At 73.9% G+C, this 22834-nt stretch carries 23 protein-coding genes and 2 pseudogenes; 13 read left to right on the top strand and 12 right to left on the bottom strand.

The genetic code is table 11. The features are described from left to right. Nucleotide 1: 1 nt before the first annotated feature. The 7 genes and pseudogenes from ACZ4Z1_RS32305 to ACZ4Z1_RS32275 form a co-directional block, all read right to left on the bottom strand. Nucleotides 2-943: an alpha/beta fold hydrolase gene (locus tag ACZ4Z1_RS32305; RefSeq protein ID WP_468490210.1), complete on the bottom strand. Its 942-nt coding sequence runs from the start codon at nt 941-943 to the stop codon at nt 2-4. Continuing rightward, complete coding sequence (gene pcaB, locus ACZ4Z1_RS32300; protein ID WP_468490209.1) at nt 940-2418, bottom strand: 3-carboxy-cis,cis-muconate cycloisomerase; 1479 nt, start codon at nt 2416-2418, stop codon at nt 940-942. The genes ACZ4Z1_RS32305 and pcaB overlap by 4 nt, the downstream gene beginning before the upstream one ends. Beyond that, entirely contained in the window at nt 2405-3208 is an 804-nt protein-coding gene (gene pcaG, locus ACZ4Z1_RS32295) for a protocatechuate 3,4-dioxygenase subunit alpha (protein ID WP_468490208.1), read from the bottom strand. The genes pcaB and pcaG overlap by 14 nt, the downstream gene beginning before the upstream one ends. Further along, the gene (pcaH, locus tag ACZ4Z1_RS32290) at nt 3208-4080 is read right to left on the bottom strand and encodes a protocatechuate 3,4-dioxygenase subunit beta (RefSeq protein WP_468490207.1); all 873 of its coding nucleotides are present in this window, start codon (nt 4078-4080) and stop codon (nt 3208-3210) included. Before pcaH ends, pcaG begins: the two co-directional genes overlap by 1 nt. A gap of 252 nt (nt 4081-4332) precedes the next feature. Further along, a pseudogene (locus ACZ4Z1_RS32285) lies at nt 4333-4503 on the bottom strand (3-oxoadipyl-CoA thiolase); the annotation flags it as partial. Next, nucleotides 4500-5282: a CoA-transferase subunit beta gene (locus tag ACZ4Z1_RS32280; protein WP_468490206.1), complete on the bottom strand. Its 783-nt coding sequence runs from the start codon at nt 5280-5282 to the stop codon at nt 4500-4502. The gene ACZ4Z1_RS32280 and the pseudogene ACZ4Z1_RS32285, both read right to left, overlap by 4 nt. Further along, nucleotides 5279-6106, bottom strand: a complete 828-nt coding sequence (locus tag ACZ4Z1_RS32275) for a CoA transferase subunit A (protein ID WP_468490205.1) — start codon at nt 6104-6106, stop codon at nt 5279-5281. The genes ACZ4Z1_RS32280 and ACZ4Z1_RS32275 overlap by 4 nt, the downstream gene beginning before the upstream one ends. A 189-nt stretch (nt 6107-6295) precedes the next feature. Between ACZ4Z1_RS32275 and ACZ4Z1_RS32270 the strand changes: the two genes are divergently transcribed. Then, nucleotides 6296-8008 (top strand): IclR family transcriptional regulator domain-containing protein, encoded by a 1713-nt coding sequence (locus ACZ4Z1_RS32270; RefSeq protein WP_468490204.1) that lies wholly within the window; start codon nt 6296-6298, stop codon nt 8006-8008. Between the two features lie 51 nt (nt 8009-8059). Here ACZ4Z1_RS32270 and ACZ4Z1_RS32265 read toward each other — a convergent pair whose 3' ends face one another. From ACZ4Z1_RS32265 to ACZ4Z1_RS32250, 4 genes and pseudogenes are all read right to left on the bottom strand, one after another. Continuing rightward, nucleotides 8060-8362 (bottom strand): VOC family protein, encoded by a 303-nt coding sequence (locus ACZ4Z1_RS32265; RefSeq protein ID WP_468490203.1) that lies wholly within the window; start codon nt 8360-8362, stop codon nt 8060-8062. A gap of 99 nt (nt 8363-8461) precedes the next feature. Then, on the bottom strand, nt 8462-9262 hold the full coding sequence (locus ACZ4Z1_RS32260) for a restriction endonuclease (RefSeq protein ID WP_468490202.1): 801 nt from the start codon (nt 9260-9262) through the stop codon (nt 8462-8464). A 30-nt stretch (nt 9263-9292) separates the two neighbouring features. Further along, nucleotides 9293-9460 (bottom strand): hypothetical protein, encoded by a 168-nt coding sequence (locus ACZ4Z1_RS32255; RefSeq protein ID WP_468490201.1) that lies wholly within the window; start codon nt 9458-9460, stop codon nt 9293-9295. Between the two features lie 110 nt (nt 9461-9570). Continuing rightward, nucleotides 9571-9765: pseudogene (locus tag ACZ4Z1_RS32250) on the bottom strand (hypothetical protein); the annotation flags it as partial. Nucleotides 9766-10104: 339 nt separating this feature from the next. On the opposite strand from ACZ4Z1_RS32250, the gene ACZ4Z1_RS32245 reads away from it, so the two are divergent. Continuing rightward, nucleotides 10105-10506, top strand: coding sequence for a YcxB family protein (locus tag ACZ4Z1_RS32245; protein WP_468490200.1), 402 nt, complete (start codon nt 10105-10107; stop codon nt 10504-10506). A gap of 36 nt (nt 10507-10542) precedes the next feature. Here ACZ4Z1_RS32245 and ACZ4Z1_RS32240 read toward each other — a convergent pair whose 3' ends face one another. Then, entirely contained in the window at nt 10543-11718 is a 1176-nt protein-coding gene (locus tag ACZ4Z1_RS32240; protein ID WP_468490199.1) for a YihY/virulence factor BrkB family protein, read from the bottom strand. Between the two features lie 18 nt (nt 11719-11736). Between ACZ4Z1_RS32240 and ACZ4Z1_RS32235 the strand changes: the two genes are divergently transcribed. The 11 genes from ACZ4Z1_RS32235 to ACZ4Z1_RS32185 all read left to right on the top strand — a co-directional run bounded on the left by ACZ4Z1_RS32235 (nt 11737) and on the right by ACZ4Z1_RS32185 (nt 22599). Next, nucleotides 11737-13410, top strand: coding sequence for an acyl-CoA dehydrogenase family protein (locus tag ACZ4Z1_RS32235; protein WP_468490198.1), 1674 nt, complete (start codon nt 11737-11739; stop codon nt 13408-13410). Between the two features lie 432 nt (nt 13411-13842). After that, entirely contained in the window at nt 13843-15123 is a 1281-nt protein-coding gene (locus tag ACZ4Z1_RS32230) for a GAF domain-containing protein (protein ID WP_468490197.1), read from the top strand. Nucleotides 15124-15473: 350 nt separating this feature from the next. Continuing rightward, entirely contained in the window at nt 15474-16073 is a 600-nt protein-coding gene (locus ACZ4Z1_RS32225) for a hypothetical protein (protein WP_468490196.1), read from the top strand. Continuing rightward, nucleotides 16070-16636, top strand: coding sequence for a GNAT family N-acetyltransferase (locus ACZ4Z1_RS32220; RefSeq protein ID WP_468490195.1), 567 nt, complete (start codon nt 16070-16072; stop codon nt 16634-16636). The genes ACZ4Z1_RS32225 and ACZ4Z1_RS32220 overlap by 4 nt, the downstream gene beginning before the upstream one ends. 170 nt (nt 16637-16806) lie before the next feature. Next, nucleotides 16807-16890, top strand: coding sequence for a putative leader peptide (locus ACZ4Z1_RS32215; protein ID WP_312024626.1), 84 nt, complete (start codon nt 16807-16809; stop codon nt 16888-16890). 194 nt (nt 16891-17084) lie between these two features. Then, nucleotides 17085-18782 (top strand): nitrite/sulfite reductase, encoded by a 1698-nt coding sequence (locus ACZ4Z1_RS32210; protein WP_468490194.1) that lies wholly within the window; start codon nt 17085-17087, stop codon nt 18780-18782. Beyond that, nucleotides 18779-18976: a hypothetical protein gene (locus tag ACZ4Z1_RS32205; protein WP_468490193.1), complete on the top strand. Its 198-nt coding sequence runs from the start codon at nt 18779-18781 to the stop codon at nt 18974-18976. Before ACZ4Z1_RS32210 ends, ACZ4Z1_RS32205 begins: the two co-directional genes overlap by 4 nt. Continuing rightward, complete coding sequence (locus ACZ4Z1_RS32200) at nt 18973-19680, top strand: phosphoadenylyl-sulfate reductase (protein ID WP_468490192.1); 708 nt, start codon at nt 18973-18975, stop codon at nt 19678-19680. The genes ACZ4Z1_RS32205 and ACZ4Z1_RS32200 overlap by 4 nt, the downstream gene beginning before the upstream one ends. 68 nt (nt 19681-19748) lie before the next feature. After that, entirely contained in the window at nt 19749-20282 is a 534-nt protein-coding gene (gene cysC, locus ACZ4Z1_RS32195; RefSeq protein WP_468490191.1) for an adenylyl-sulfate kinase, read from the top strand. Continuing rightward, nucleotides 20279-21232: a sulfate adenylyltransferase subunit CysD gene (cysD, locus tag ACZ4Z1_RS32190; RefSeq protein WP_468490190.1), complete on the top strand. Its 954-nt coding sequence runs from the start codon at nt 20279-20281 to the stop codon at nt 21230-21232. Before cysC ends, cysD begins: the two co-directional genes overlap by 4 nt. 2 nt (nt 21233-21234) lie before the next feature. Next, entirely contained in the window at nt 21235-22599 is a 1365-nt protein-coding gene (locus ACZ4Z1_RS32185) for a sulfate adenylyltransferase subunit 1 (protein WP_468490189.1), read from the top strand. Nucleotides 22600-22834: the final 235 nt, after the last annotated feature.

Here is a 22834-nt window from a genome sequence, read left to right as displayed (position 1 = left end):
GTCACTTTCCTTCGCGGTGCTCGGCGAGGGCGCGGTCGGCCGGTGCGGACGCGGAGTCCGCCGCCGGCACGCCGCGGGAAACCGCCGACTGGAGCAGCACGTCCTGGATGTCCTCGGCCGCCGCGTACACCGCGAGGTGGCCGAGGAGCGCGGCGAGGACGGGTACGGGCCGCTCGGCGTTGGCCAGGTGGGCGGCCCCGGCGACCTCGGTCAGGCTCGCGGCGGGGATGCCGTCGGCGAGTTCGCGGGCGTGGGCGGGTGGTGTCGCGGGGTCGTCGCGGCCCGCGACGACGAGGGTGGGCGCGCCGATCCGGCCCAGTTCGCCGCGCAGATCATACGTGGCGAGCGCGTCGCAGCAGGCCGCGTACCCCTCGGGCGCCACGGCCCGCAGCCCGGCCAGCAGTCCGTCCGCAGCCGGTGACCCGGCGAAGGCCGGAGTGAACCAGCGGCCGGCGGCCGTGGCGGCGACCGGCGCGATGCCCTGTTCCCGTACGAGGGCGGCCCGTTCGTGCCACACCGCGGGCTCGCCGAAGCGGGCGGAGGAGCAGACCAGGGCGAGGGACGCGATCCGTTCGGGGTGGTGGACCGCGAGCCGGGCGCCGACCGCGCCGCCCAGGGAGATCCCCGCGTACGCGAACCGGCCGATGCCGAGGGAGTCGGCGAGGGCGAGGACGAGGCTGCCGAGGCCGGCGACCGTGCGGGACCCGACCGTACGGCCCGTGCCCCTGCCCGTGAGCACGTCGTGGGGTGTCCCGCCGTGTCCCGGCAGGTCCCAGCGCACCACGCGGAACCGGCGCGCCAGCGCCTCCACCTGGGGCTCCCATACGGACAGCGAGGTGCCCAGGGACGGGCCCAGGATGAGCGGGGGCCCGTCGGCGGGGCCGTCCTCGCGGTGGTGCGGGAGCGGGCGGGCGCTCCCGGGCCGGGCGTTCGGCATCGTCATCCGTGCTCCTGCGGGGACGGTGCCGGGCGGTGGGTCCCGGGGCGGCGCAAGGCGCGGTCCACGAGCGCTCCGGCCGAGCCGGTGTACGCGGCGGGGTCGGCCAGTTCCCGCAGCCTGGCCGCGGGGAAGGCCGCCGCCGCGGCGGGATGGTCCGCGCGCAGGGCGCGGTCCAGCGCCTCGTCCAGGCCGGTGCCCTCGTCGGCCGCCCGGCGCGCCACCTCGGTGAGCAGCCGTTTCGCCGTGTCCCGGCCAAGGTGGGCGCCGAGTACGGCCGCCAGGCGCTCGGTGACGGTCGGTCCGCCGGTCGCGGCGAGGTTCGCGCGCATCCGCTCCGGGTGTACCCGCAGGCCCCCGGTCAGTCCGGCGGCGTCCCGGGCCGCGCCGCCCGCCAGGCGCAGGGCGTCGCGCAGCGGCTGCCACTCGGCGTGCCAGGCTCCGGCGGGCCGTTCGTCCTCGGCGGCCAGCGACCCGTACAGCACCCCGGCCAGGGCCGGGACCTGCCGGGCAGCGGCGGCGATCAGCGTGGCCCGTACCGGGTTGGACTTGTGCGGCATGGCGGAGGAGCCGCCGCCGCTGCCTTCGGCCAGCTCCGCGGTCTCCGTGCGGGACAGGACCAGCACATCGGCGGCGACCTTGCCGAGGGCGCCGGCGGTGTGGGCCAGCGCGCCGGCGAGGTCGGCGACGGGGGTGCGCAGTGTGTGCCAGGGCAGTGCGGGTTCGGCGAGGCCGGTCTCGGCCGCGTACGCGGCGAGCAGCCGCAGCCCGAGGTCCGTGCCCGGCCCGGGAACCGGCTCCCGGCCGTCGGCCTCCGCGAACGCGTGGAACGCGGCGAGAGTGCCCGCCGCGCCGCCCAACTGCGCGGGCAGCGCGGACCGTACGGCGGCGAGCCGGGCGCGGGCGTCCAGGACCAGCCAGCGCCAGCCCGCGGCCTTGAGGCCGAAGGTGACCGGCACCGCGTGCTGGGTGAGCGTACGGCCCGCCATCGGGGTGTCGCGGTGCTCGGCAGCCAGCCGCCCCAGGGCCGCGGCGGTGTCGTCCAGGTCGGCGAGGACGGCGTCCAGAGCGCGTGAACAGACCAGCATCGTGGCCGTGTCGAGGATGTCCTGGCTGGTGGCGCCGCGGTGGACGTACGCGGCGGCCGCGGCGTCCCGCCCGGCCACGGCGGAGGTGAGCGCGGCGACGAGGGGGATGACCGGGTTGCCGCCGGCGCGGGCCCGTACCGCGAGGTCGCGGGCGTCGAAGCGGCCGGTGTCGCGCGCGGCGGCGGTGACGGCCGCGGCCGCTGCGGCCGGTGCCAGCCCGATCGCCGCCTGCGCCCGGGTCAGGGCCGCTTCCGCGTCCAGCAGGGCACGTACGTACGCGGTGTCGCCGGTGGCTTCCTCGACGGCCGAGTCCGCCCGGCCCGGGGCGAGCAGGCCGGTGTCGGCGGCCTCGGGGCACGGCCACGTCCCGGCGGGGTGTTCAGCGGAACTCAAGGAAAACCGTCTCCTCGCCTGCCTCGCCGCCTGCTTCGGTGCCGCCGTCAGCGGCAGCCTGGAGGCGGATGTCGAACCGGTACCGCCGCTCGCCTTCGGCCCGCGCGACCAGGGTGCGCGCCCGGTGCGCGGGGAGCCGGGACAGCAGGGGGTCGGCCGCGTGCGCCGTCGCGTCCTCGGGGAAGTAGACGCGGGTGAACAGGTGGTGCAGCAGGCCGCGGGCGAAGACGCACACCGCGATGTACGGCGCCGCGTCCGGGCGGCCCGCCGGGGCCGTGGCGGGCAGGGTGCGCAGCACGTAGCGGCCGTCGGCGCCGGTGGGCACCCGGCCGAAGCCGGTGAAGTCCACGCCGTCGCGGCCGACGACCGCGCCGGTCGCCGGGTCGCGGCGCAGCGAACCGGGCGCGCCGCGCAGGCTCCCGTCCGGGCCGGCCTGCCAGAACTCCAGCAGCGCGTCCGGCACCGGCTCCCCCGCGCCGTCCAGGACCCGCCCGTGCAGGGTGACGGTGTCAGGGTGGCCGGTGGGTGCCATCTCCCCGCCACCGGGGAACGGCAGGGCGTAGCCGAAGAAGGGGCCGATGGTCTGGGAGGGGGTGGGGGCGAGCTTTTCGGGTGTCTCCGGGTCTTCGGGCGCCCCCGGCCCGGGCTGGGGCGGTACGCCCTCGTGGTGTGATGCGGCCTCATTCGTCGCGGCCTGGTGCGACGCGGTCTCGTACGGCGTGGCCTCGTGCGGCGTGACCTCGTGCGGCGTGACCTCGTGCGGCGCGGCTTCGTACGGCATGCCGGACATCAGCGGTCCTCCTCGGTCCAGGTGGCGGACGGCCCGTCCAGCACGATGTCCCATCGGTATCCGAGGGCCCACTCCGCGCCGGCGAGGTCCGGGTCGTACGCGCAGACCAGCCGTTCGCGGGCCCGCGGGTCGGTGCACGAGGCGAGGATCGGGTCGTACGGGAAGAGCGGGTCGCCGGGGAAGTACATCTGGGTCACCAGCCGCTGGGTGAAGGCGGTGCCGAAGAGCGAGAAGTGGATGTGGGCCGGGCGCCAGGCGTTGTGGTGGTTGCGCCACGGGTAGGCACCGGGCCGGACGGTGGTGAACGCGTACCGGCCCTCGTCGTCCGTCAGGCAGCGGCCGACGCCGGTGAAGTTCGGGTCGAGCGGCGCCGGGTGCTGGTCGCGCTGGTGGGCGTACCGGCCGGCGGCGTTGGCCTGCCAGACCTCGACGAGCTGGCCGCGCACCGGGTGCCCGGCCCGGTCCCGTACCCGGCCGGTGACGGTGATCCGCTCGCCGAGGGGCTCGCCGGTGTGCTGCCGGGTGAGGTCGGCGTCCAGGGCGGTGACGTCGGTGACACCGAAGGCGGGCCCGGACAGTTCGACGGACTCCGGGTCGCGCGACGCGTCGATCGCGGCCAGGGGCCGGACGGGGTGGCGCAGGCGGGTGCTGCGGTACGGGGCGAAGTCGCGGCCGGGGTGCACCGGTACGGGTCCGCCGGCCGTACGGGCACGGGCGGCGGCCGTGTGCAGGGCGGTGATCTCACGGTCGATGACGGACTGCGGTTCGGGGGCCTGGGACCGTGTCGCCGGTGCTGCCGCGGGCCCGGCGGGTGCGGTGGTGGCCGGGTGTGCCCGGGATGCCGGGGCGGCGGATGCGCTGGGTGGAGTCATCGGGAGTTCTCCAGACGTAGGGCCTGTGGTGACTGCGGGCCTGCTCCGAACGGGTAGCGGGAGTGGGGACGCGGCCGGTCACCGTCCCAGTACCAGCGCCGGTCCCCGGCCCACGCCGATGCGCCGCGCGGCGAGTCCGGTGCCGGAGCCCGCGGCGGCCGGCCGGCGGGCGACGGCACCGGCGATGCGGACGCCGGTCGCGCGGGGCGGGAGGCCGAGGGGGAGCGCGCCGCCGCACGGGGTGGCCAGGTCCGGGTCGAGTTTCGGCGTACGGTCGGCGAGGGCGCGGACGACGTGCGCCGCGAGGTCGTCGGGACGTACGCCGGCGAGTGCGCCCCCGTACGTGCCGACAGGGGTACGGACCGCATCGACGGCATACACGCCATGCACGCCATACACGTCACGGACGTCCATGGGGCTCATGATGCCCTCCCGCCGGCTGCTTTGAGGGCGCGCAGGGCGGACAGCTCGGCCTCGGTCGGCGCCTGGGTGACCGTCAGGTCCGGTGCCGTGCGCAGGTCCCAGCCGGTCGCCTCGCGCGCCTGCTCCGGCGTCACGCCGGGGTGCAGCGCGGTCAGCACGAGTTCGGCCGTGTCCGGGGCCGGGCGCAGGATGCCGAGGTCGGTGATGACGGCGGTGGGCCCGGCGCCGCGCATCCCGAGGGCGGCCCGGTCGCCCGGACCCGTACCGTGCCCGACGGTGGTGACGAAGTCGAGCGCGGGCACCAGGTTGCGGCGGGTGTGCCGCAGCACGATCAGCACCTCGCCGCAGTTCGCGGCGATCTCGGGGGCTCCGCCCGCGCCGGGCAGCCGCGCTTCGGGCCGGTCCGGGCCGCGGTCCACGACCGTGGTGTTGATGTTGGCGAACCGGTCGAGCTGGGCGGCCCCGAGGAAGCCCACATCGATCCGGCCGCCCTGAAGCCAGTAGTTGAACATCTCCGGCACGGACACCACCGCGTCCGCGGTGTCGGCCAGTTCGCCGTCGCCGATCGACAGCGGCAGCCGCGTCGGCCGGGAGCCGATGGTGCCCGACTCGTACACCAGGACCAGGTCCGGGTTGACGGTACGGCGCGCCAGGTTGGCGGCGGTGCTGGGCAGCCCGATGCCGACGAAACAGCTCCGGGCGCCGGCCAGCGCGCGGGCCGCGTTGACTTCCATCAGCTCGTCGCGGCCGCGGCGCGCGCCGTCGTCCGTACCGCTCATCGGGCCCCGCCCTCCGTGTTGCCGCGCACGTTCTCGTCGAGCCACCGCAGGAAGGTGTGCCGGTCGCGGGAGACGGCGTCCCACTGCTGGTAGAAGTCGTTGTCCCGGACCGAGTAGCCGGCCGCGTACGAGGGGTGGGCGCCGCCGGGCACGTGCGCGACGGCGTCGATCACCCAGCCGGGCAGCACCACCGCGCCCGGCCGGGGCTCCAGGGCGCCCTCGACGATCTCCTCGACCGTGACCAGCGCCCGCCCGGCGGCCAGCACCGCCTCCTTCTGCACCCCGGTCAGGCCCCACAGCTGCACATTGCCGTCCCGGTCCGCCTGCTGGGCGTGGATGACCGTGACGTCCGGGTTGAGGGCGGCCACGGCGGCCAGTTCCTCGCCGGTGAAGGGGCAGGTGACGGTGGCGACGGTGTCCGTACGGCCGGGGATGCCGCTGCCGCGGTAGCCGCGCAGCACCGCGAACGGCAGCTTCGAGGCGCCCGCGACATAGCGGTTGGCCATGCCCGCATGGCTGTGCTCGTCCAGTTCCAGCGGGTGCGGCCAGCCGTTCTCGACCGCGTCGCGGAAGCGGTGCAGCGAGCCGACGCCGGGGTTGCCGCCCCAGGAGAAGACCAGTTTGCGGGCCGCGCCCGCGCCGATGAGCTGGTCGTGGACCACGTCCGGGGTCATCCGGGCCAGCGTGAGGCCGGTGATGCCCTGCCGGATGATCTCGTGCGCCGCGGCGAAGGGGATCAGGTGGGTGAAGCCCTCCAGGGCGACGGTGTCCCCGTCGTGGACCAGGTCCCGCACCGCGTCGTGCAGGGAACGGATGTCGGCCATGTCCTCGCCCTCGCGTCGTCCTGTGTGCCGGTGTCCGGCGGGGCCTCCCACCACGCCACCCCGCACGCCTTGTTCGCCAGGTGAACTTTCGTCCATAATCGGCGTGCCCCGAGCTTGAACCCCTCCCCCGGCCCTGTCAACGGGCCGACGGGTACGGTTCCGACGAGATGCCCGCACCACGGAGAGCCCATGCCGCACCCCTCCGACGCCGCCCCGTCACCACCGCCCAAGGAAGCGGTGGGCCCGCTGGTGCGCGCCCTGTCCGTGCTGCGCGTGCTCTCCGCGGGCGGTGGCCGGCAGGCCGTCGGCGACCTGGTCCGCGCGAGCGGCCTGGCACGCTCCACCGTCGACCGCGTCCTGAGCACCCTGGCCCGCCTCGGACACGTACGTGTCGAGGGCCGGGACGCGGTACTCGCCCCCGGCCTGCTGGAACTCGGCAACGCCTACCTGGCCGCCTCCGAACTGCCCGACCGGCTCGCCCCGGCCGCCGAACGGCTCGCCGACGCGCTCGACGAGTCGGTCTCGCTCGCCGTACCCGACGGCGACGGCGTCCGCTTCGTGCACCAGGCGACGCGGCGGCGGGCGATGTCACTCGCGTTCCGCATCGGCGATCTGCTGCCCGCCGAACGGGGCGCGGTCGGCGCGCTGTTCGCCGCCGACTGGGGCGAGGACGCCTGGCGGCGCTGGCGGCAACGGCGCGCGGCGGACCCCACGGACGCGGGATTCCCGGCCGTACCGCCACGGTGGTACGAGGAGGGTGGTACGACCGCCGGCTCCACCACCCCCGACTTCACCACCACGGACTTCACCGCCCGGGTCGAAGCCGCCCGGGCCGCCGGCTGGTCACTGGACGACCAGCTCATCGAACCGGGCCTGGTCGCCGTCGCCATGCCCGTACGCGGCCCCCAGGGCCGCCCGGTGTGCGCGGTCAGCGTCGTCAGCCACACCAGCCGACTGTCCGCCGGCGAGCTCCCCGCAGCCGTACTCCCCCAACTGCGCGACACCGTCACCGAGATGGAACGCTCCCTGGCCGACCCGGCCCCGCCCCCGAACGCCGCCCCGTCCGGGCCGCCCACCACCCGGCACGCCTCCCGGATGCACGCCTCCAAGCAGGAACTGGGCCCGGAATTCGTCGAGTCCCTGGCCCGCGGCCTGCTCACGCTCACCGCGTTCGGCACCGGCCGGGCCGCGCTCCCTTTGACCGCCGTGGCGGAAGCCACCGGCCTCGCCCGCGCCACCGCGCGCCGCGCCCTGATCACCCTCGAACACCTCGGCTACCTCACCTCGGACGGCCGCCGCTACCGCCCCACCCCGAAGGTGCTGGAACTGGGCTTCGCCCCGCTCTCGGGCCTGACGCTCCCCGACATCGCCCAGCCGCACCTGGCCGCGCTGGTGGAGCGGGTGCACGACTCCGCGTCGATGGCGGTGCTGTCCGGTACGGACATCCGGTACGTGGCCCGGGTCCCCACCGTACGGATCATGAGCGTCAACATCACCGTGGGCACCCGCTTCCCCGCCTGCCCGACCTCCATGGGCCGGGTCCTGCTCGCGGACCTGCCACCGGCCGAACGCGCCGCCCACCTCGCCCGCGCCGACCTCACCCCCCGCACCCGGCACACCGTCACCTCACCCGAGCGCCTCGCCGCCCTCCTGGAGCAGACGCGACAGAACGGATACGCCCTCGTGGACGAGGAGTTGGAGGAGGGCCTGCGGTCGATCGCCGTCCCCGTGCGCGACCGGCACTCCCGGGTCGTCGCCGCGGTCAACATCTCCACCCACGCGGGCCGCCGCTCCCCCGAGGAGGACCGCGACGCCTACCTCCCACCCCTGCGCACGGCCGCCGCCCGCATCGAAGCGGATCTGCACACGGCGGGGCGGTACCTGCGGGTACCGCTCGCCTGAAAGTGTCTTTGCGGGGCGCCGCAGCAACGTGACATGTGCGGCGGGGGGCCGTCAGAGTGCGGCGATGCGCGCCTTGAGCAGGCAGAACACAGTGCCCTCGGGGTCGGCCAGGACGTGCCACGACTCCTCCCCCGTCTGGCCGATGTCGGCCGGGCACGCGCCGAGCTTCAGGAGGCGTTCGAGTTCGGCGTCCTGATCGCGGTCGGTGGCGCTGACGTCGATGTGCAGCCGGGGCGTCCCGTTCTTCGGCTCGTCGCTGCGGCTGAGGATGATCGTCGGCTGCGGGCCGCCGAACCCCTCGCGCGGCCCGATCTCGATGCGCGGATCCCATGGGCTCCCCGGGCGAACGCCCAAGCGACCGTACCGGGTGCGGCGATCAGGGGCGAGGGAATTCCGGGCCCGCGTCCGGCCGGGCCGCCCGGCGAGGGCCGGGCGTCCGCACCGTCACGGCCGTCACCCCCAAGGCGTCGGGCCGCCGCCGTTCGACCACGCCACCAGCCGTTCGCCGTCGAAGCAGCGGATGCCGCAGGTGTCGGCGTATTCGGTGGCGGGTTCGGTGAAGGCACTGGTGGTGACGACGGCCGCGATCTCGGCCCCGTGCACCGTGTAGCAGGTGCCGCCGAAGCGCTGCATGTCCTGGGAGCCGACCTTGTTCGTCGGGCAGTAACGCTTGCACTGGATGATGATCCGCCGGCCGTCGGACGTGGTGGCCAGGACATCCGCGCCCAGGTCCCCCGCACCGCCGACGACTTGGACGTCCCGGCAGCCGTCGCGTTCGCAGAGGCGGGCTATCGCCTGCTCGAAGGCGTCCGCGTCCATGGCGAGGAAGTCCTCGACGCTGCTCCACGCGACGGCCGTGGGCACGGGGCCGGCCACGACAGCCGGGGCGGAGCCCGCCGTGACGACCGGCTCGGTGTCCGCCACGGCGGCCGGAGCGGCTCCCTCCGCGGCCGCCGCCACCTCGGCCTCGGCCTCCGCCTTCCCCTCCCGGGCCGCCCGCCGCAATTCACGCAGGCGAGGCATGCCGCGCACCGCCACGACCAGCAGGGCCAGGACGAACGGCAGGGCGGCCCCGCCCACGAGCAGGGCCGGCCCCGGGTGTTCCGCCGCCCACCGGGCCACCTCACGGACGGCGAGGAAACCGCCGCACACGAGGGCGCCGACCACGGCCAGGACGAAGACCGTCCGCCGCATCGGGTACGTACGGGCGCGCGGGCGGCCCGACGGCTCGTCAACTCCCGTGGATGCGGCCACAGGCGGGGCTCCTTCGCTTCGGCGGGGCGGTTACGGCTGCTCGCTCACCTCCTGCCCCGCACGAGCCGATCCATGATCACCACGCTGGCGCAGCCGCTCCCGCCTCCGCCGGGCGTTCTCCAGATCCCGCGCCGCCGCCAGCACGACCGCCACCACGATGAGCGCCACGGCCCCCGGTGCGGCCAACGAAATCAGCATCGGATGCACGACTCTCCCGACAAAAGGCAGCGAATTCCCCACCCCCGGAAAACACCATGCGCCACCCACCCGCCGCCCCACCGCCCATCACCACCGCCCCACGCCCCCGATCACCCGAATTCACCACACGGAGGCCACCCCGCCCCGCCCTGCACGGCCACGCCGCTCCCCCGTCCCCACAATTCCTCGGCGTGCTCGACAAACCGGTCGAACATCCCACCCCGCTCCTGCCTGCGCAGGTGCAGCAGCGGCGAATCGTGTCCCACCGGGCGGGCGAGGTGCGGCGTCACCAGCGCGTCGTCATCGAGTCCGGCCCCCAGGAGGACCAGGACTCCGCCGAGCAGTGGGCACTGCGCCACAGCGGCCGGACCCACCGCGGGCTTTTCGGCGCGTGGTCTCCGACCGTGCGCGAGTGATCCGGGACGGGTGATCGCTCAGCTCCGCCCACCCCCGGCAAATGACGCACCTATATCCGGACGATAAGCTTTCGTCCGGTTTTTCATATGCGAGGGGGACAAATGTCCGGCGAATCACGGACCGGAACGGGCATCGAGCTTGCGTACCGGATGACGGCCGAGGACTTTCGTGAGGGGCTGCGGGCGCGGACGCGGGCCATGCCTGCTGCGCGCTTTCAATCGTGGCTGATGCTCGGGGGTGCTGCGCTGGTGCTGGTGGTACTGGTCTGGACCTGGGTGGCCGACGGGGCCGTGGATGTGCGCCTGGCGGTTCTCGCGCCGGTGCTGCTGGCGGTGCGGCTGGGGATGCCCCGGCTGCTGGCCCGGCAGTTCCACCGGCGTACCGAGGCGATGGGGGACTTCCGGGCGGTGGTGGACGAGAACGGCGTCACCGTCACGAACCAGCAGCGGTCCAGCGTGCTCACCTGGCAGGCGGTGAACCGCTATGCCGAGACGCCGCGGGCGTTCGTGCTCCTGGGCGGGGACCGGAACGTCACGGACATGACGATCCTGCCCAAGCGCGGTGCGGCCCGCACCGCCGACGTCGAGCGGCTGCGGGCGCTGTTCGAAGGGCGGCTGACCCGCGTCTGACCGGACGGGGCCCGGCCAGGTCATGGCGCCGCCCCCTCAGCGCCGCCGGGGCCGCTTCGCGTACGTGCGCAGCCGGATCCGGATGTCGGCCGGCGGCAGGAAGTCCGCCCAGCGTTCGGGGTATTCGGACGGGGGCGGTGTGTCGTCGTCCTCGGTGTCCTCGTCCTCGTCGTCGTCCGGTTCGGGGGCGGCTTCCTCCGGGGCCCGGCCGGTCAGGCCGACAGCGGCGAGGGCGGAGCGCTGGGCCGCGGCCACCTCGCGGGCCCGGCGTTCCTTCTCGGCGCGGCCCGCCGCGGTGGCGACCGAGGGCCATACGCGGTCGAGGGCGGCGTTCATGGCCGCGCCGACCAGGACCGCGAAGGCGGAGACGCCGATCCAGAGGAGGACGGCGACGGGTGCGGCGAGGGAGCCGTAGATGGTGGGGCCTTCCACGGTCTGGGTGAGGTAGACGCGCAGCAGGAGGCTGCCCAGGACCCACATGGCGAGGGCGACGACCGCGCCGGGGATGTCCTCGCGCCAGGGTGAGCGTACGGGCACGGACACGTGGTAGAGGGTGGTGAGGAAGGCGACGGAGAGGATGAGGACGACCGGCCAGTACAGGATGCGGATGGCGGTCTCGCTCGCCGGCATCCAGCTGACGACGGTGTCCGGGCCGACCACCATCAGCGGCATCGCCACGGCGCCGACCACCAGCGCGGCCAGGTAGAGCACGAAGGCGAGCAGCCGGGTCCGGACGATGCCGCGCCGCCCGTCCAGGCCGTACATGATCGTGATGGTGTCGACGAAGACGTTGAGCGCGCGGGAGCCGGACCACAGGGCGATCGCGAAGCCGAGGGAGATGACGTCCGGGCGGCGGCCGGTGAAGATGTCGTCGAGCAGCGGCCGGGCGATCTCGTTGACACCCTTGCTGGACAGCAGCGTGTCGGACGCGCTGAGGATGTTCTCGCGGATGTGGTCGATGGTCTCCTGGCCGATCCAGGGCTCCATGTAGCCGAGCAGGCCGATGAAGCCGAGGAGCAGCGGCGGCAGCGACAGCAGGCAGAAGAACGCCGCCTCGGCGGCGAGTCCGGTGACGCGGTACTCCATGCAGGAGTTGACGGTGTCCTTCAGCAGCAGCCAGGCGAGGCGGCGTTTGGAGACGTTGCGGTACAGGACGCGGGCCCTGTGCAGACGGCCGGACGGCCGCTGCGCTGCTTCTTTCACTGGCTGCACCTCCTTACCGTAGCTGCCATGGCAGCCACCACTCATACGGTCACGAACCAGCCTCCGCCGCTGGTCGGGTACGACGTCTTCGCGGCGGACGCGGCGCTCACCGAGGGCGTCGCGCGGCATGTCCCGCCCGGATTGCGGGACGAGGTGCGGGGTGAGCTGGGCGAGCTGGGGCGCGCGGCGGGCTCCGCGCACGCGCAGCGCTGGGGCGCGCTGGCCGACGGCAATCCACCCGTCCTGCGTACCCACGACCGCTACGGCCACCGGGTGGACGAGGTGGAGTTCCATCCGGCGTGGCACCGGCTGCTGGGGCACGCCGTCTCGTCCGGGCTCACCGACGCCTGGTCGCGGCCGGCCGGGCACGTCCGGCGTACGGCGGGGTTCCTGGTGTGGACGCAGGCCGAGGCGGGCCACGGCTGTCCGCTGTCGATGACGCACGCGGCGGTGCCGGCGCTGCGGGCCGACCCGGAGCTGGCGGCGGAGTGGGAGCCGCTGCTGACTTCGCGGGTGTACGAGCCGGGGCTGCGGCCGGTGGCGCAGAAGCCGGGCGCGCTGGCCGGGATGGCGATGACGGAGAAGCAGGGCGGGAGTGACGTACGGGCGGTGACGACCGTTGCCGAGCCGCTGGCCGGTGACGGGGAGTACGTGCTGACGGGGCACAAGTGGTTCTGTTCGGCGCCGATGTCGGACGCGTTCCTGGTGCTGGCGCGGACGCCGTCCGGGGACGCGGCGGGGCGCGCGGACGACGACGGCCTCACCTGCTTCCTGCTGCCCCGGGTACTGCCCGACGGCAGCCGCAACTCCTTCCGCATCCAGCGCCTCAAGGACAAGCTCGGCAACCGCGCGAACGCGTCGGCCGAGGTGGAGTTCGACGGCGCGACGTGGGTGCGGCGGGTCGGTGAGGAGGGGCGCGGGGTCGCCACGATCATCGAGATGGTCGCGGCGACCCGGCTGGACTGCGTGACGGGCTCGGCGGCGGTGATGCGGCAGGCGGTGGCGCAGGCGCTGCACCACACCGCGTACCGGCACGCGTTCGGCAAGCCGCTCGCCGGCCAGCCGCTGATGCGCAACGTCCTGGCCGACCTGGCGCTGGAGTCGGAGGCGGCCACGGCGCTGGCGCTGCGGCTGGCGGCGGCGTACGACGCGGACACCGAGCAGGAGCGCCACTTCCTGCGGCTGGCGGTCCCGGCGGCGAAGTACTGGGTGACCAAGCGCTGCACCCCGGTGGCCGCCGAGGCGCTGGAGTGCCTGGGCGGCAACGGGTACGTGGAGGAGTCCGGAATGCCGCGGCTGCTGCGCGAGTCGCCGCTGAACTCCGTGTGGGAGGGGTCGGGCAGCATCCAGGCCCTGGACGTGCTGCGGGCGCTGCGCCGCGAACCGCCGGCGCTGCACGCGTTCCTGACGGAGATCGGTACGGCCCGGGGCGCCGACCACCGGCTGGACGGCGCGATCAAGGGGCTGCTGACCGAACTGGCCGACCTGGAGGGCATCGAGGCCCGCGCCCGGCGGCTGGCGGAGCGGATGGCGCTGGTCCTGCAGGGCGCACTGCTCGTCCGGTACGCGCCGCCCGAGGTCGCCGACGCGTTCTGCGCCTCGCGCCTGGGCACCGACCACGGCGCCTCCTTCGGCACCCTGCCGCACACGCTCGCCCTGCGCGCGATCGTGGAGCGGGCACGGCCGGTGGCAGCACCGTGAGGTACGCGGTGGCGCGGTGAGGTACGCGGTGGCGCGGTGAGGTACGCGGTGGCGGGCCCCGTTCCCTCAAGAGGGGGGGGCGGGGTCCGGGGCCCGCCACCGTGTGGGCGGGGAGCGGTGCCGCGCCGACCCGGCGCCGCTCCCCGGTCTCGGACCGGTCCTTGGGACCGGCCCGCGAAGTCTGTTCCGCCACCCATGGTCGCGGCGCCGTGCCGTCGGCGTCCTTCTGGGTGGCGTCCGGCCGGCATCCGGCGAGGACGCCGCACCGTGACGTCGCCCCCTCTCGGCCTGCCGGTCACCTTCCTCGCCGCCGTCATACGCCACAACAGTTGCAGCCGGTTGCAACCAATTGACGCAATCCCGCGTTCGGACCGTCCCGGTGACGGCACCATGGGCGGCAACCCACGGACAGTGCACGACGGAGAGAAGAGCGTGAGCGACAGACCGAGCGACATGGGTATCCGGTCGGCCCAGGAGGTACACGAGACGACGCGGCGGCTCGCCTCCCTCCGTGAGGCCGCGCTCTGCGGCGGCCGGACGGCCACCGCGCCCCGTGCCGTGATCTGCGAGTCCTGGCGCCGGGCGCTGGACCGCGGCGTCGATCCGGACCGGGACCGGAGGGAACGGCCGCTGACCGTCGAGGAGCTGGAGCACCGGCGGCACAGCTCCCGGCTCGCGTCGCTGCTGCCGCTGTTCAACAGCGGCCTGCTGCCGGCCGCGGACGCCGCCCAGCAGATCATGGTCATCACGGACGCCGAGGGCCGGGTGCTGTGGCGGGAGGGCTGCGCGCCGGTCCGGCGGATGGCCGACCGGCACGGTTTCGACAAGGGCGCGGACTGGACCGAGGAGGTCGTCGGCACCAACGCCATCGGGACGGCGCTGGTGGCCCGCCGCCCTGTCCTGGTGCACTCCGCCGAGCACTTCGTCCGCACCCACCACCGGTGGACCTGCGCGGCGGCGCCGCTGCACGATCCGCGCGACGGGCGGCTGCTGGGCATCGTGGACGTGAGCGGCCCGGCGCACACCTTCCACCCGAGCACCCTGTCGCTGGTCTCCGCGGTGGCCCGGCTCGCGGAGAGCGAGCTGCGCGAACGGCACCACGGGTCGCTGGACCGGCTGCGGGCGAGCGCCGCGCCCGTCCTGGCCCGGCTCGGCGGGCAGGCGCTGGCCGTCGACAGGGACGGCTGGACGGCGGCGGTCGTCGGGCTGGCCCCGCCGGACCGGGTCGCGCTGCCCAAGTCCCCCGGGGCCGGGCCGCTGTGGCTGCCGCGGTACGGCATGTGCACGCTGGAGCCGCTGCCCGGCGGCTGGCTGATCCGCGTCGGGGCGCCGCAGGGTGAGGAGCCCCGGGCCAGCCGGGTGCTGTTGGACCTCGGCAGCCGCACCCGGCCGGCGGTCACGGTCACCGGCCCGGCGGGCAGCTGGACGCACGAGCTGAGTCCGCGCCACGCTGAGGTGCTGTTCGTGCTGGCACACCGGCCGGAGGGGCGCAGCGCGGCCGACCTGGCGCAGGATCTCTTCGGGGACCGCGCCCGTACGGTCACGGTACGGGCCGAGCTGTCCCGGTTGCGCCGCCATCTGGCGAGCGTGCTGGCGCACCGCCCGTACCGCTTCGCCGACGGGGTGGACGTGGAACTGCGCCTGCCGCCGCGCCCGGTGGACCTGCTGCCGCATTCGACGGCGCCGGCGGTGGTGGCGGCGCGGCACGCGTGACGGGGGCGCGGGCCCGGGACCTCGTACGGTGCGCGGGCGGGGACGCCGTTCGGTGCGCGGGCCCCGCCCCGTACGCCGCCTCCGCCCCGTGAATACGGTGCGGCCGCCCGAGCCCCTCGGCTGACCTGGCACCGCTTCGAACATCAGCTCCCCAGGAGGACGTCGCAGAACGGGAGCAGCCCACGCCATGGCGCGCGTGCGGCCGGGCGAGCAGGCGACACGACCTTTCGCGAGCACCGCACCGCGCTGCTCGCCAAGCAGGCCGCCCCCCTCGGCCTGCTCTCCGACGCGCGCTTCGCACTCGGCATCGGGCTGGGCGGGCGGACGACTACGCGGCAGTGGGTGTGGACATGAGCACCCGCGGCCGCCGGCTGGACGGCCGGATGTCCCGGCTGCGGGCGGCCTGGGCCGGTGAGCCGTACCGCGAGGGTGCCGGCCCGGTCGGCCCCGCACCTGCCCGTGCCGGCGGGCCGGAAGTCCTCTTCGGCGGCTTCGTGCAGGCCGTGTTCCGACGGGTGGCCCGCTGGGGCGGCGGCTTCCTCGGCGCCGCGCTGTCCGCGTCGATGATGGACGGGCTGTTCCGCGACGTGGAGGAGGCCCGGGACGCGGCGGACCGGCCCGGCCGGCCGCGGCTGGCGGCCCAGGTGAACGTGGCGCTCGGCCCGGAGCCCGTCCTCGACGAGGCCCGGCGCGAGGTTCGCGCGTACTACGGCGACTTCCGGCACACCGACCACGTCGCCGGGAACCTGCTCACCACGGAACGCGGGGTCCGTGACGCGGTGGCCGTCTTCCGCGCCGTCGGCGCCGACGAGGTGATGCTCTACTGCTGGGCCACCGGCCCGGACCAGGTGGACCGCATCGCGGACGCGGTGCTGTGCGGCGGGCGGCCCGGCCCCGTACCGGGACGGCCTCCCGGCAGGCGAGGGGCCTGTGATGTGCTGGCCCCATGACGCTCACCGTGACCACCTGGTACCTCGAACAGACCGCGCCCGACGACCTCGCCACCGCCGCCGCTCCCCCGGAGGAGCAGCGGGTCCGGATCGCCCGGGCAGAGGTGATCTCGCCGGAGTTCAGCCGGTTCCTGTACACGTCCGTCGGCGGGGACATCACCTGGACCGACCGGCTGGGGTGGTCGTACGGGCAGTGGGAGGAGTTCCTCGGGCGGCCCGGCGTGGAGACGTGGGTGGCGTACGAGCGGGACACACCGGCCGGGTTCGTGGAGTTGGACGCGCAGCCCGAAGGGGTGGTCGAGATCAGCTACTTCGGCCTGCTGCCGGCGTTCCGCGGGCGGCGCATAGGCGGGCACCTGCTGTCGTACGGGACGGCCCGCGCGTGGGACCTGGCCGAGCGGTGGCCGGAGCGGGACAAGACGCGCCGGGTGTGGGTCCACACGTGCAGCAAGGACGGTCCGCACGCGCTGGACAACTACCGGCGGCGCGGATTCCGGGTGTGCGCGACACAGGAGACCGAAGAGGCGGAGGTGGCGGCTCCGGGTCCGTGGCCGGGCGCCTGACCGAACGCGGCGGTTTCTGCCGATAAGCCGGAAAAGCGGGAGGGTGGGGACCACGGCCCCCACCCTCCCGCGGCGTGACCGACACCACAGTTTCTCGGTATGCGGGACAGTCCTGTCCATATCCTGGAAGACGGTGGACTGGCTCAAGAGCGCCATGACACGCTTCCGTCATGTCTACAGCTGGAATTGCCTTGGTGAGTCGGCGGCACGTCGACCTCGGCCGCATGTCCAGCGCCATCTGTCCGGCGGGCTGACAGTCTCAGCAACGTCATCTCTTTCGCCGTCCCCATCGTCGCGGACGCGCGGGCACCCCTGATCCGACCTGCCCCGGACACCCTCATTCCAGCACCTCGCGCCACTCCGCGCCGAGGCGCGTCCTCGCAGGTCACGGTGGGGTTGCCGCTGCCCGCCCCCGCCCTCACCGAGCCGCCCAGAAGGACATACCGCCATGGCCGCCACCCCCGAACGAACCGGTTCCGCCACGACCCGCCGCAAGGCCGGACGCCACCGCGGTGAGGGCCAGTGGGCCGTGGGTCACTTCACTCCGCTGAACGGCAACGAGCAGTTCAAGAAGGACGACGACGGTCTCAATGTGCGGACACGCATTGAGACGATCTACGCCAAGCGCGGTTTCGACTCGATCGACCCCAGCGACCTGCGCGGCCGGATGCGCTGGTGGGGCCTGTACACCCAGCGCAAGCCCGGGATCGACGGCGGCAAGACCGCGGTCCTGGAGCCGGAGGAGCTGGACGACAAGCACTTCATGCTGCGGGTCCGCGTCGACGGCGGACGGCTGAGCGTCGCGCAGCTGCGGGCCATCGGCGAGGTTTCCCAGGAGTACGCGCGCGGCACCGCGGACATCACCGACCGGCAGAACATCCAGCTGCACTGGATTCGCATCGAGGACGTCCCTGCGATCTGGGAGAAGCTGGAGTCCGTGGGGCTGTCGACGACCGAGGCGTGCGGCGACTGCCCGCGCGTCATCATCGGCTCGCCGGTCGCCGGCATCGCCGCCGACGAGATCATCGACGGCTCGTCGGCGATCGCGGAGATCGAGCGGCGCTTCATCGGCAGCAAGGAATTCTCCAACCTGCCGCGGAAGTTCAAGACGGCGATCTCCGGCTCGCCGGTGCAGGACGTGGTCCACGAGATCAACGACGTCGCGTTCGTGGGCGTCGAACATCCCGAGTACGGGCCCGGCTTCGACGTGTGGGTGGGCGGCGGCCTGTCCACCAACCCGCGGCTCGGTGAACGGCTGGGCGCGTGGGTGCCGTTGGCGGATGTGCCCGATGCCTGGGCCGGTGTCGTGGGGATCTTCCGCGACTACGGCTACCGGCGGCTGCGCAACCGCGCCCGACTGAAGTTCCTGATGGCGGACTGGGGCCCGGAGAAGTTCCGCGAGGTGCTGGAGAACGAGTACCTCAAGCGGAAGCTGGCCGACGGTCCGGCGCCCGCCGAGCCCAGCTCGCGCTGGCGCGACCACGTGGGCGTGCACCGCCAGAAGGACGGCCGGTTCTACGTCGGCTTCGCGCCGCGCGTCGGCCGGGTGGACGGCGCCACCCTCGTCAAGATCGCCGAACTGGCCGCGGCGCACGGCTCGGACCGGCTGAACACCACCGTCGAACAGAAGATGATCATTCTCGACGTGGCCGAGGACCAGGTCGAGCCGCTGATCGCGGGGCTGGAGGCGCTGGACTTCCAGGTCCGGCCCTCACCCTTCCGGCGCGGCACGATGGCCTGCACCGGCATCGAGTTCTGCAAACTGGCGATCGTCGAGACCAAGGCGCGCGGCGCCTCGCTCATCGACGAACTGGAGCGCCGGATGCCGGACTTCCAAGAGCCGGTCAGCATCAACATCAACGGCTGCCCGAACGCCTGCGCCCGCATCCAGACCGCGGACATCGGCCTCAAGGGCCAGCTGATGCTGGACGCCGACGGCAACCAGGTCGAGGGCTACCAGGTGCACCTGGGCGGCGCCCTCGGCCTCCAGGCGGGCTTCGGCCGCAAGGTCCGCGGCCTGAAGGTCACCGCCGAAGAACTGCCCGACTACGTCGAGCGGGTGCTCACCCGTTTCCAGGAGCAGCGCGAAGAGGGCGAGCGGTTCGCCACCTGGGCCGCCCGCGCGGAAGAGGGTGCGCTGAAGTGAGCGGGCGGGCCGCGCCGTTCTACTGCCCGTACTGCGGGGACGAGGACCTGCGCCCCTCCGAGGAGGGACACGGCTCGTGGGAATGCGGGGCGTGCAACCGCGCGTTCCGGCTCTCGTTCCTCGGACTGCTGGCCAAGGGTGTCGCCGCCCCGGCCCGGCAGCACGACAACCGCCAAGGGAGCAGCAGTACATGACGACACCTCAGGAACGTACCGAGCCCGAACTGGCCGCACTCGCCGAGCAGGCGGGCCGCGACCTGGAGGACGCCTCCCCGCTGGAGATCCTCACCTGGGCCGCCGGGACCTTCGGCAAGCGCTTCTGCGTCACCTCCTCCATGGAGGACGCGGTCGTCGCGCACCTGGCCTCGCGCGCCTTCCCCGGCGTCGACGTGGTCTTCCTGGACACCGGCTACCACTTCCCGGAGACCATCGGCACCCGGGACGCGGTGGCCGAGGTGATGGACGTCAACGTCATCACCCTCACGCCGCGCCGGACGGTGGCCGAACAGGACGCCGAGCACGGCCCGAAGCTGCACGACCGCGACCCGGACCTGTGCTGCGCCCTGCGCAAGGTCAAACCCCTCGAAGAGGGCCTGACCGACTACGACGCCTGGGCGACCGGGCTGCGCCGCGACGAGTCGCCGACCCGCGCCGGCACCCCCGTGGTGGGCTGGGACACGCGGCGCCGCAAGGTGAAGGTCTCGCCGATCGCGCGCTGGACGCAGCAGGACGTGGACGCGTACGTCGCCGAGCACGGCGTGCTCACCAACCCGCTGCTGCTGGACGGCTACGCCTCGGTGGGCTGCGCGCCCTGCACCCGGCGGGTGCTGGCGGGCGAGGACGCGCGGGCCGGCCGCTGGGCCGGCAGCAACAAGACCGAATGCGGGCTGCACGGATGAGCGGCCCCGGGGCGTCCGGCCGTCAGGAGCCGGACACCGCAGAGATACCGGACCTTCGGGAGCGAAAGATGACGGGCGCCACGGTGTGGCTGACCGGACTGCCCAGTGCCGGCAAGACCACGGTCGCGTACGCGCTGGCGGAGCGGCTGCGGGGCGAGGGCCACCGCGTCGAGGTGCTGGACGGCGACGAGATCCGCGAGTTCCTCTCGGCAGGACTGGGGTTCAGCCGCGAGGACCGGCACACCAACGTGCAGCGCGTCGGCTTCGTCGCCGAACTGCTGGCGAGCAACGGCGTCAAGGCGCTGGTACCGGTGATCGCCCCGTACGCGGACTCCCGTGAGGCGGTGCGCAAGCGCCACCAGCGCGAGGGCACGCCGTACCTGGAGATCCACGTGGCCACGCCCGTCGAGGTGTGCTCCGAGCGGGACGTGAAGGGCCTGTACGCCAAGCAGGCGGCGGGCGAGATCTCCGGGCTGACCGGCGTCGACGACCCGTACGAGGCCCCCGAATCACCCGATCTGCGCCTGGTGACACACGACCGGACCGTGCAGGAGTCCGCGGCGGCGCTGCACGCGCTGCTCACCGAGAGGGGACTGGCATGACGACCGCCGCTGCCGTGAACCCGAGCGCCGGGAACACCGGCGACGCCGACAACCCGTACGCGCTCAGCCACCTGGACGCGCTGGAGTCCGAGGCGGTGCACATCTTCCGCGAGGTGGCGGGCGAGTTCGAGCGGCCGGTGATCCTCTTCTCCGGCGGCAAGGACTCGATCCTCATGCTGCACCTGGCGCTGAAGGCGTTCGCGCCGGCACCGGTGCCGTTCGCGCTGCTGCACGTCGACACCGGCCACAATTTCCCCGAGGTGCTCGACTACCGGGACCGTACGGTGGCCCGGCACGGGCTGCGGCTGCACGTCGCCTCCGTCCAGGACTTCATCGACCGCGGCGAACTGCGCGAACGTCCCGACGGCACCCGCAACCCCCTCCAGACCGTGCCGCTGCTGCACGCCATCGAGTCGAACCGCTTCGACGCGGTGTTCGGCGGCGGGCGCCGGGACGAGGAGAAAGCGCGCGCCAAGGAGCGGGTGTTCTCGCTGCGCGACGAGTTCGGCGGCTGGGACCCGCGCCGCCAGCGCCCCGAGTTGTGGCAGCTCTACAACGGCCGCCACTCCCCCGGTGAGCACGTGCGCGTCTTCCCGCTGTCGAACTGGACCGAGCTGGACGTGTGGCAGTACATCGCCCGCGAGAAGATCGAACTGCCCGCCATCTACTACGCCCACGAGCGCGAGGTCTTCGCCCGGGGCGGCATGTGGCTGGCGCCCGGCGAGTGGGGCGGCCCCAAGGACGGCGAGACCGTCGAGACGCGGCAGGTGCGCTACCGCACCGTCGGGGACATGTCCTGCACCGGCGCCGTCGACTCCGACGCGGCCTCCATCGAGGCCGTCATCGCGGAGATCGCCGCCTCCCGGCTCACCGAGCGGGGCGCCACCCGGGCCGACGACAAGCTGTCCGAGGCCGCCATGGAGGACCGTAAGCGCGAGGGGTACTTCTAACCATGAGCACGATTGTCGATCCGGTGGACCCGGTCGATGCGACCGGTACGGCGGCCACCTCGCTGCTGCGTTTCGCCACCGCGGGATCGGTGGACGACGGCAAGTCCACCCTGGTCGGGCGGCTGCTGCACGACTCCAAGTCGGTCCTGGCCGACCAGCTCGAAGCGGTCGAACGGGCCTCGCTGGGCCGCGGGCAGGAGACGCCGGACCTGGCGCTGCTGACCGACGGCCTGCGGGCCGAGCGGGAGCAGGGCATCACCATCGACGTGGCCTACCGCTACTTCGCCACGCCCCGGCGGCGGTTCATCCTCGCCGACACCCCGGGACATGTGCAGTACACCCGCAACATGGTCACCGGCGCGTCCACCGCCGAGCTGGCCGTGGTGCTGGTCGACGCCCGCAACGGTGTCGTGGAGCAGACCCGCCGGCACGCCGCCGTCGCCGCGCTGCTGCGCGTCCCGCACGTCGTCCTGGCCGTCAACAAGATGGACCTGGTGGACTACGCGGAGCCGGTATTCGCGGCGATCGCCGAGGAGTTCACGACGTACGCCGCCTCGCTGGGCGTACCGGAGATCACCGCGATCCCGATCTCGGCGCTGGCCGGCGACAACGTCGTGACCCCGTCCACGAACATGGACTGGTACGGCGGCCCGACCGTGCTGGAGCACCTGGAGACCGTCCCGGTCGTGGCCGACCCGTCCGAGGACCCGGCGCGCTTCCCGGTGCAGTACGTCATCCGCCCGCAGACCCCCGAACTGCCCGACTACCGCGGTTACGCGGGCCAGATCGCCTCCGGCGTGCTGCGCGTCGGCGAGGCGGTGACCGTGCTGCCCTCGGGCCGTACGAGCACGATCGAGGCGCTGGACGTCCTGGGCGAGGCGGTGGACGTGGCCTGGGCGCCGCAGTCGGTGACCGTACGCCTCGCCGACGACCTGGACATCTCGCGCGGCGACCTGATCACCCCGGCCGCGGCCCCGCCCGTCACCACCCGCGACGTCGAGGCGACCGTCTGCCACGTCGCCGACCGGCCGCTGAGGACCGGCCAGCGGGTGCTGCTCAAGCACACCACGCGCACGGTCAAGGCGATCGTCAAGGACATCCCTTCCCGGCTGACGCTGGACGACCTCTCCCAGCACCCGGCGCCCGGCGAGCTGGCCGCCAACGACATCGGCCGGGTCGTGCTGCGCACCGCCGAGCCGCTCGCGCTGGACGCCTACGCCGACTCCAGGCGCACCGGATCGTTCCTGCTCATCGACCCGGCGGACGGCACCACGCTGACCGCGGGGATGGCCGGGTTCGCGTTCGCCGAGGCGGCCGGGGCCGTGGCGGCGGTCGCCGCCGAAGACGACGCGGAATGGGACTTCTGAGATGACCGGTCCCCTGGCCCCGGACGCCCTCGCAACCTTCGCTGACGCCTTCTCGACCTTCGCGAAGGAAGGCGGCCGGATCGGCTGGGGGTCCCCCCGTACGAAGTATGGGGGAGGCGCCCTGAACAGCGGCCAGGGCAGCGTCGGGCGATGTGTGCGCCGATGACGCACCGCCGCCCGTCCCTTGTCCTTGTCCGACATTCCACCGCTCTGCCGGGCCCGCCGTAGGCGGTCG

This window comes from Streptomyces sp. NPDC030165 (assembly GCF_055573595.1).
This window is presented reverse-complemented; position numbering and strand designations above follow the sequence as displayed.

Bases quoted from the DNA above. Each gene is read 5' to 3' on its own strand.
- cysC (WP_468490191.1), top strand. From the start codon at position 19,749: ATGACGGGCGCCACGGTGTGGCTGACCGGACTGCCCAGTGCCGGCAAG.
- ACZ4Z1_RS32270 (WP_468490204.1), top strand. From the start codon at position 6,296: ATGCCGCACCCCTCCGACGCCGCCCCGTCACCACCGCCCAAGGAAGCG.
- ACZ4Z1_RS32200 (WP_468490192.1), top strand. From the start codon at position 18,973: ATGACGACACCTCAGGAACGTACCGAGCCCGAACTGGCCGCACTCGCC.
- ACZ4Z1_RS32275 (WP_468490205.1), bottom strand. From the start codon at position 6,106: ATGGCCGACATCCGTTCCCTGCACGACGCGGTGCGGGACCTGGTCCAC.
- ACZ4Z1_RS32235 (WP_468490198.1), top strand. From the start codon at position 11,737: ATGGCAGCCACCACTCATACGGTCACGAACCAGCCTCCGCCGCTGGTC.
- ACZ4Z1_RS32210 (WP_468490194.1), top strand. From the start codon at position 17,085: ATGGCCGCCACCCCCGAACGAACCGGTTCCGCCACGACCCGCCGCAAG.
- cysD (WP_468490190.1), top strand. From the start codon at position 20,279: ATGACGACCGCCGCTGCCGTGAACCCGAGCGCCGGGAACACCGGCGAC.
- ACZ4Z1_RS32255 (WP_468490201.1), bottom strand. From the start codon at position 9,460: ATGCTGATTTCGTTGGCCGCACCGGGGGCCGTGGCGCTCATCGTGGTG.
- ACZ4Z1_RS32280 (WP_468490206.1), bottom strand. From the start codon at position 5,282: ATGAGCGGTACGGACGACGGCGCGCGCCGCGGCCGCGACGAGCTGATG.
- ACZ4Z1_RS32245 (WP_468490200.1), top strand. From the start codon at position 10,105: ATGCTCGGGGGTGCTGCGCTGGTGCTGGTGGTACTGGTCTGGACCTGG.
- ACZ4Z1_RS32220 (WP_468490195.1), top strand. From the start codon at position 16,070: ATGACGCTCACCGTGACCACCTGGTACCTCGAACAGACCGCGCCCGAC.
- ACZ4Z1_RS32305 (WP_468490210.1), bottom strand. From the start codon at position 943: ATGACGATGCCGAACGCCCGGCCCGGGAGCGCCCGCCCGCTCCCGCAC.
- ACZ4Z1_RS32185 (WP_468490189.1), top strand. From the start codon at position 21,235: ATGAGCACGATTGTCGATCCGGTGGACCCGGTCGATGCGACCGGTACG.
- pcaG (WP_468490208.1), bottom strand. From the start codon at position 3,208: ATGTCCGGCATGCCGTACGAAGCCGCGCCGCACGAGGTCACGCCGCAC.
- ACZ4Z1_RS32225 (WP_468490196.1), top strand. From the start codon at position 15,474: ATGAGCACCCGCGGCCGCCGGCTGGACGGCCGGATGTCCCGGCTGCGG.
- pcaH (WP_468490207.1), bottom strand. From the start codon at position 4,080: ATGACTCCACCCAGCGCATCCGCCGCCCCGGCATCCCGGGCACACCCG.
- ACZ4Z1_RS32215 (WP_312024626.1), top strand. From the start codon at position 16,807: ATGTCTACAGCTGGAATTGCCTTGGTGAGTCGGCGGCACGTCGACCTC.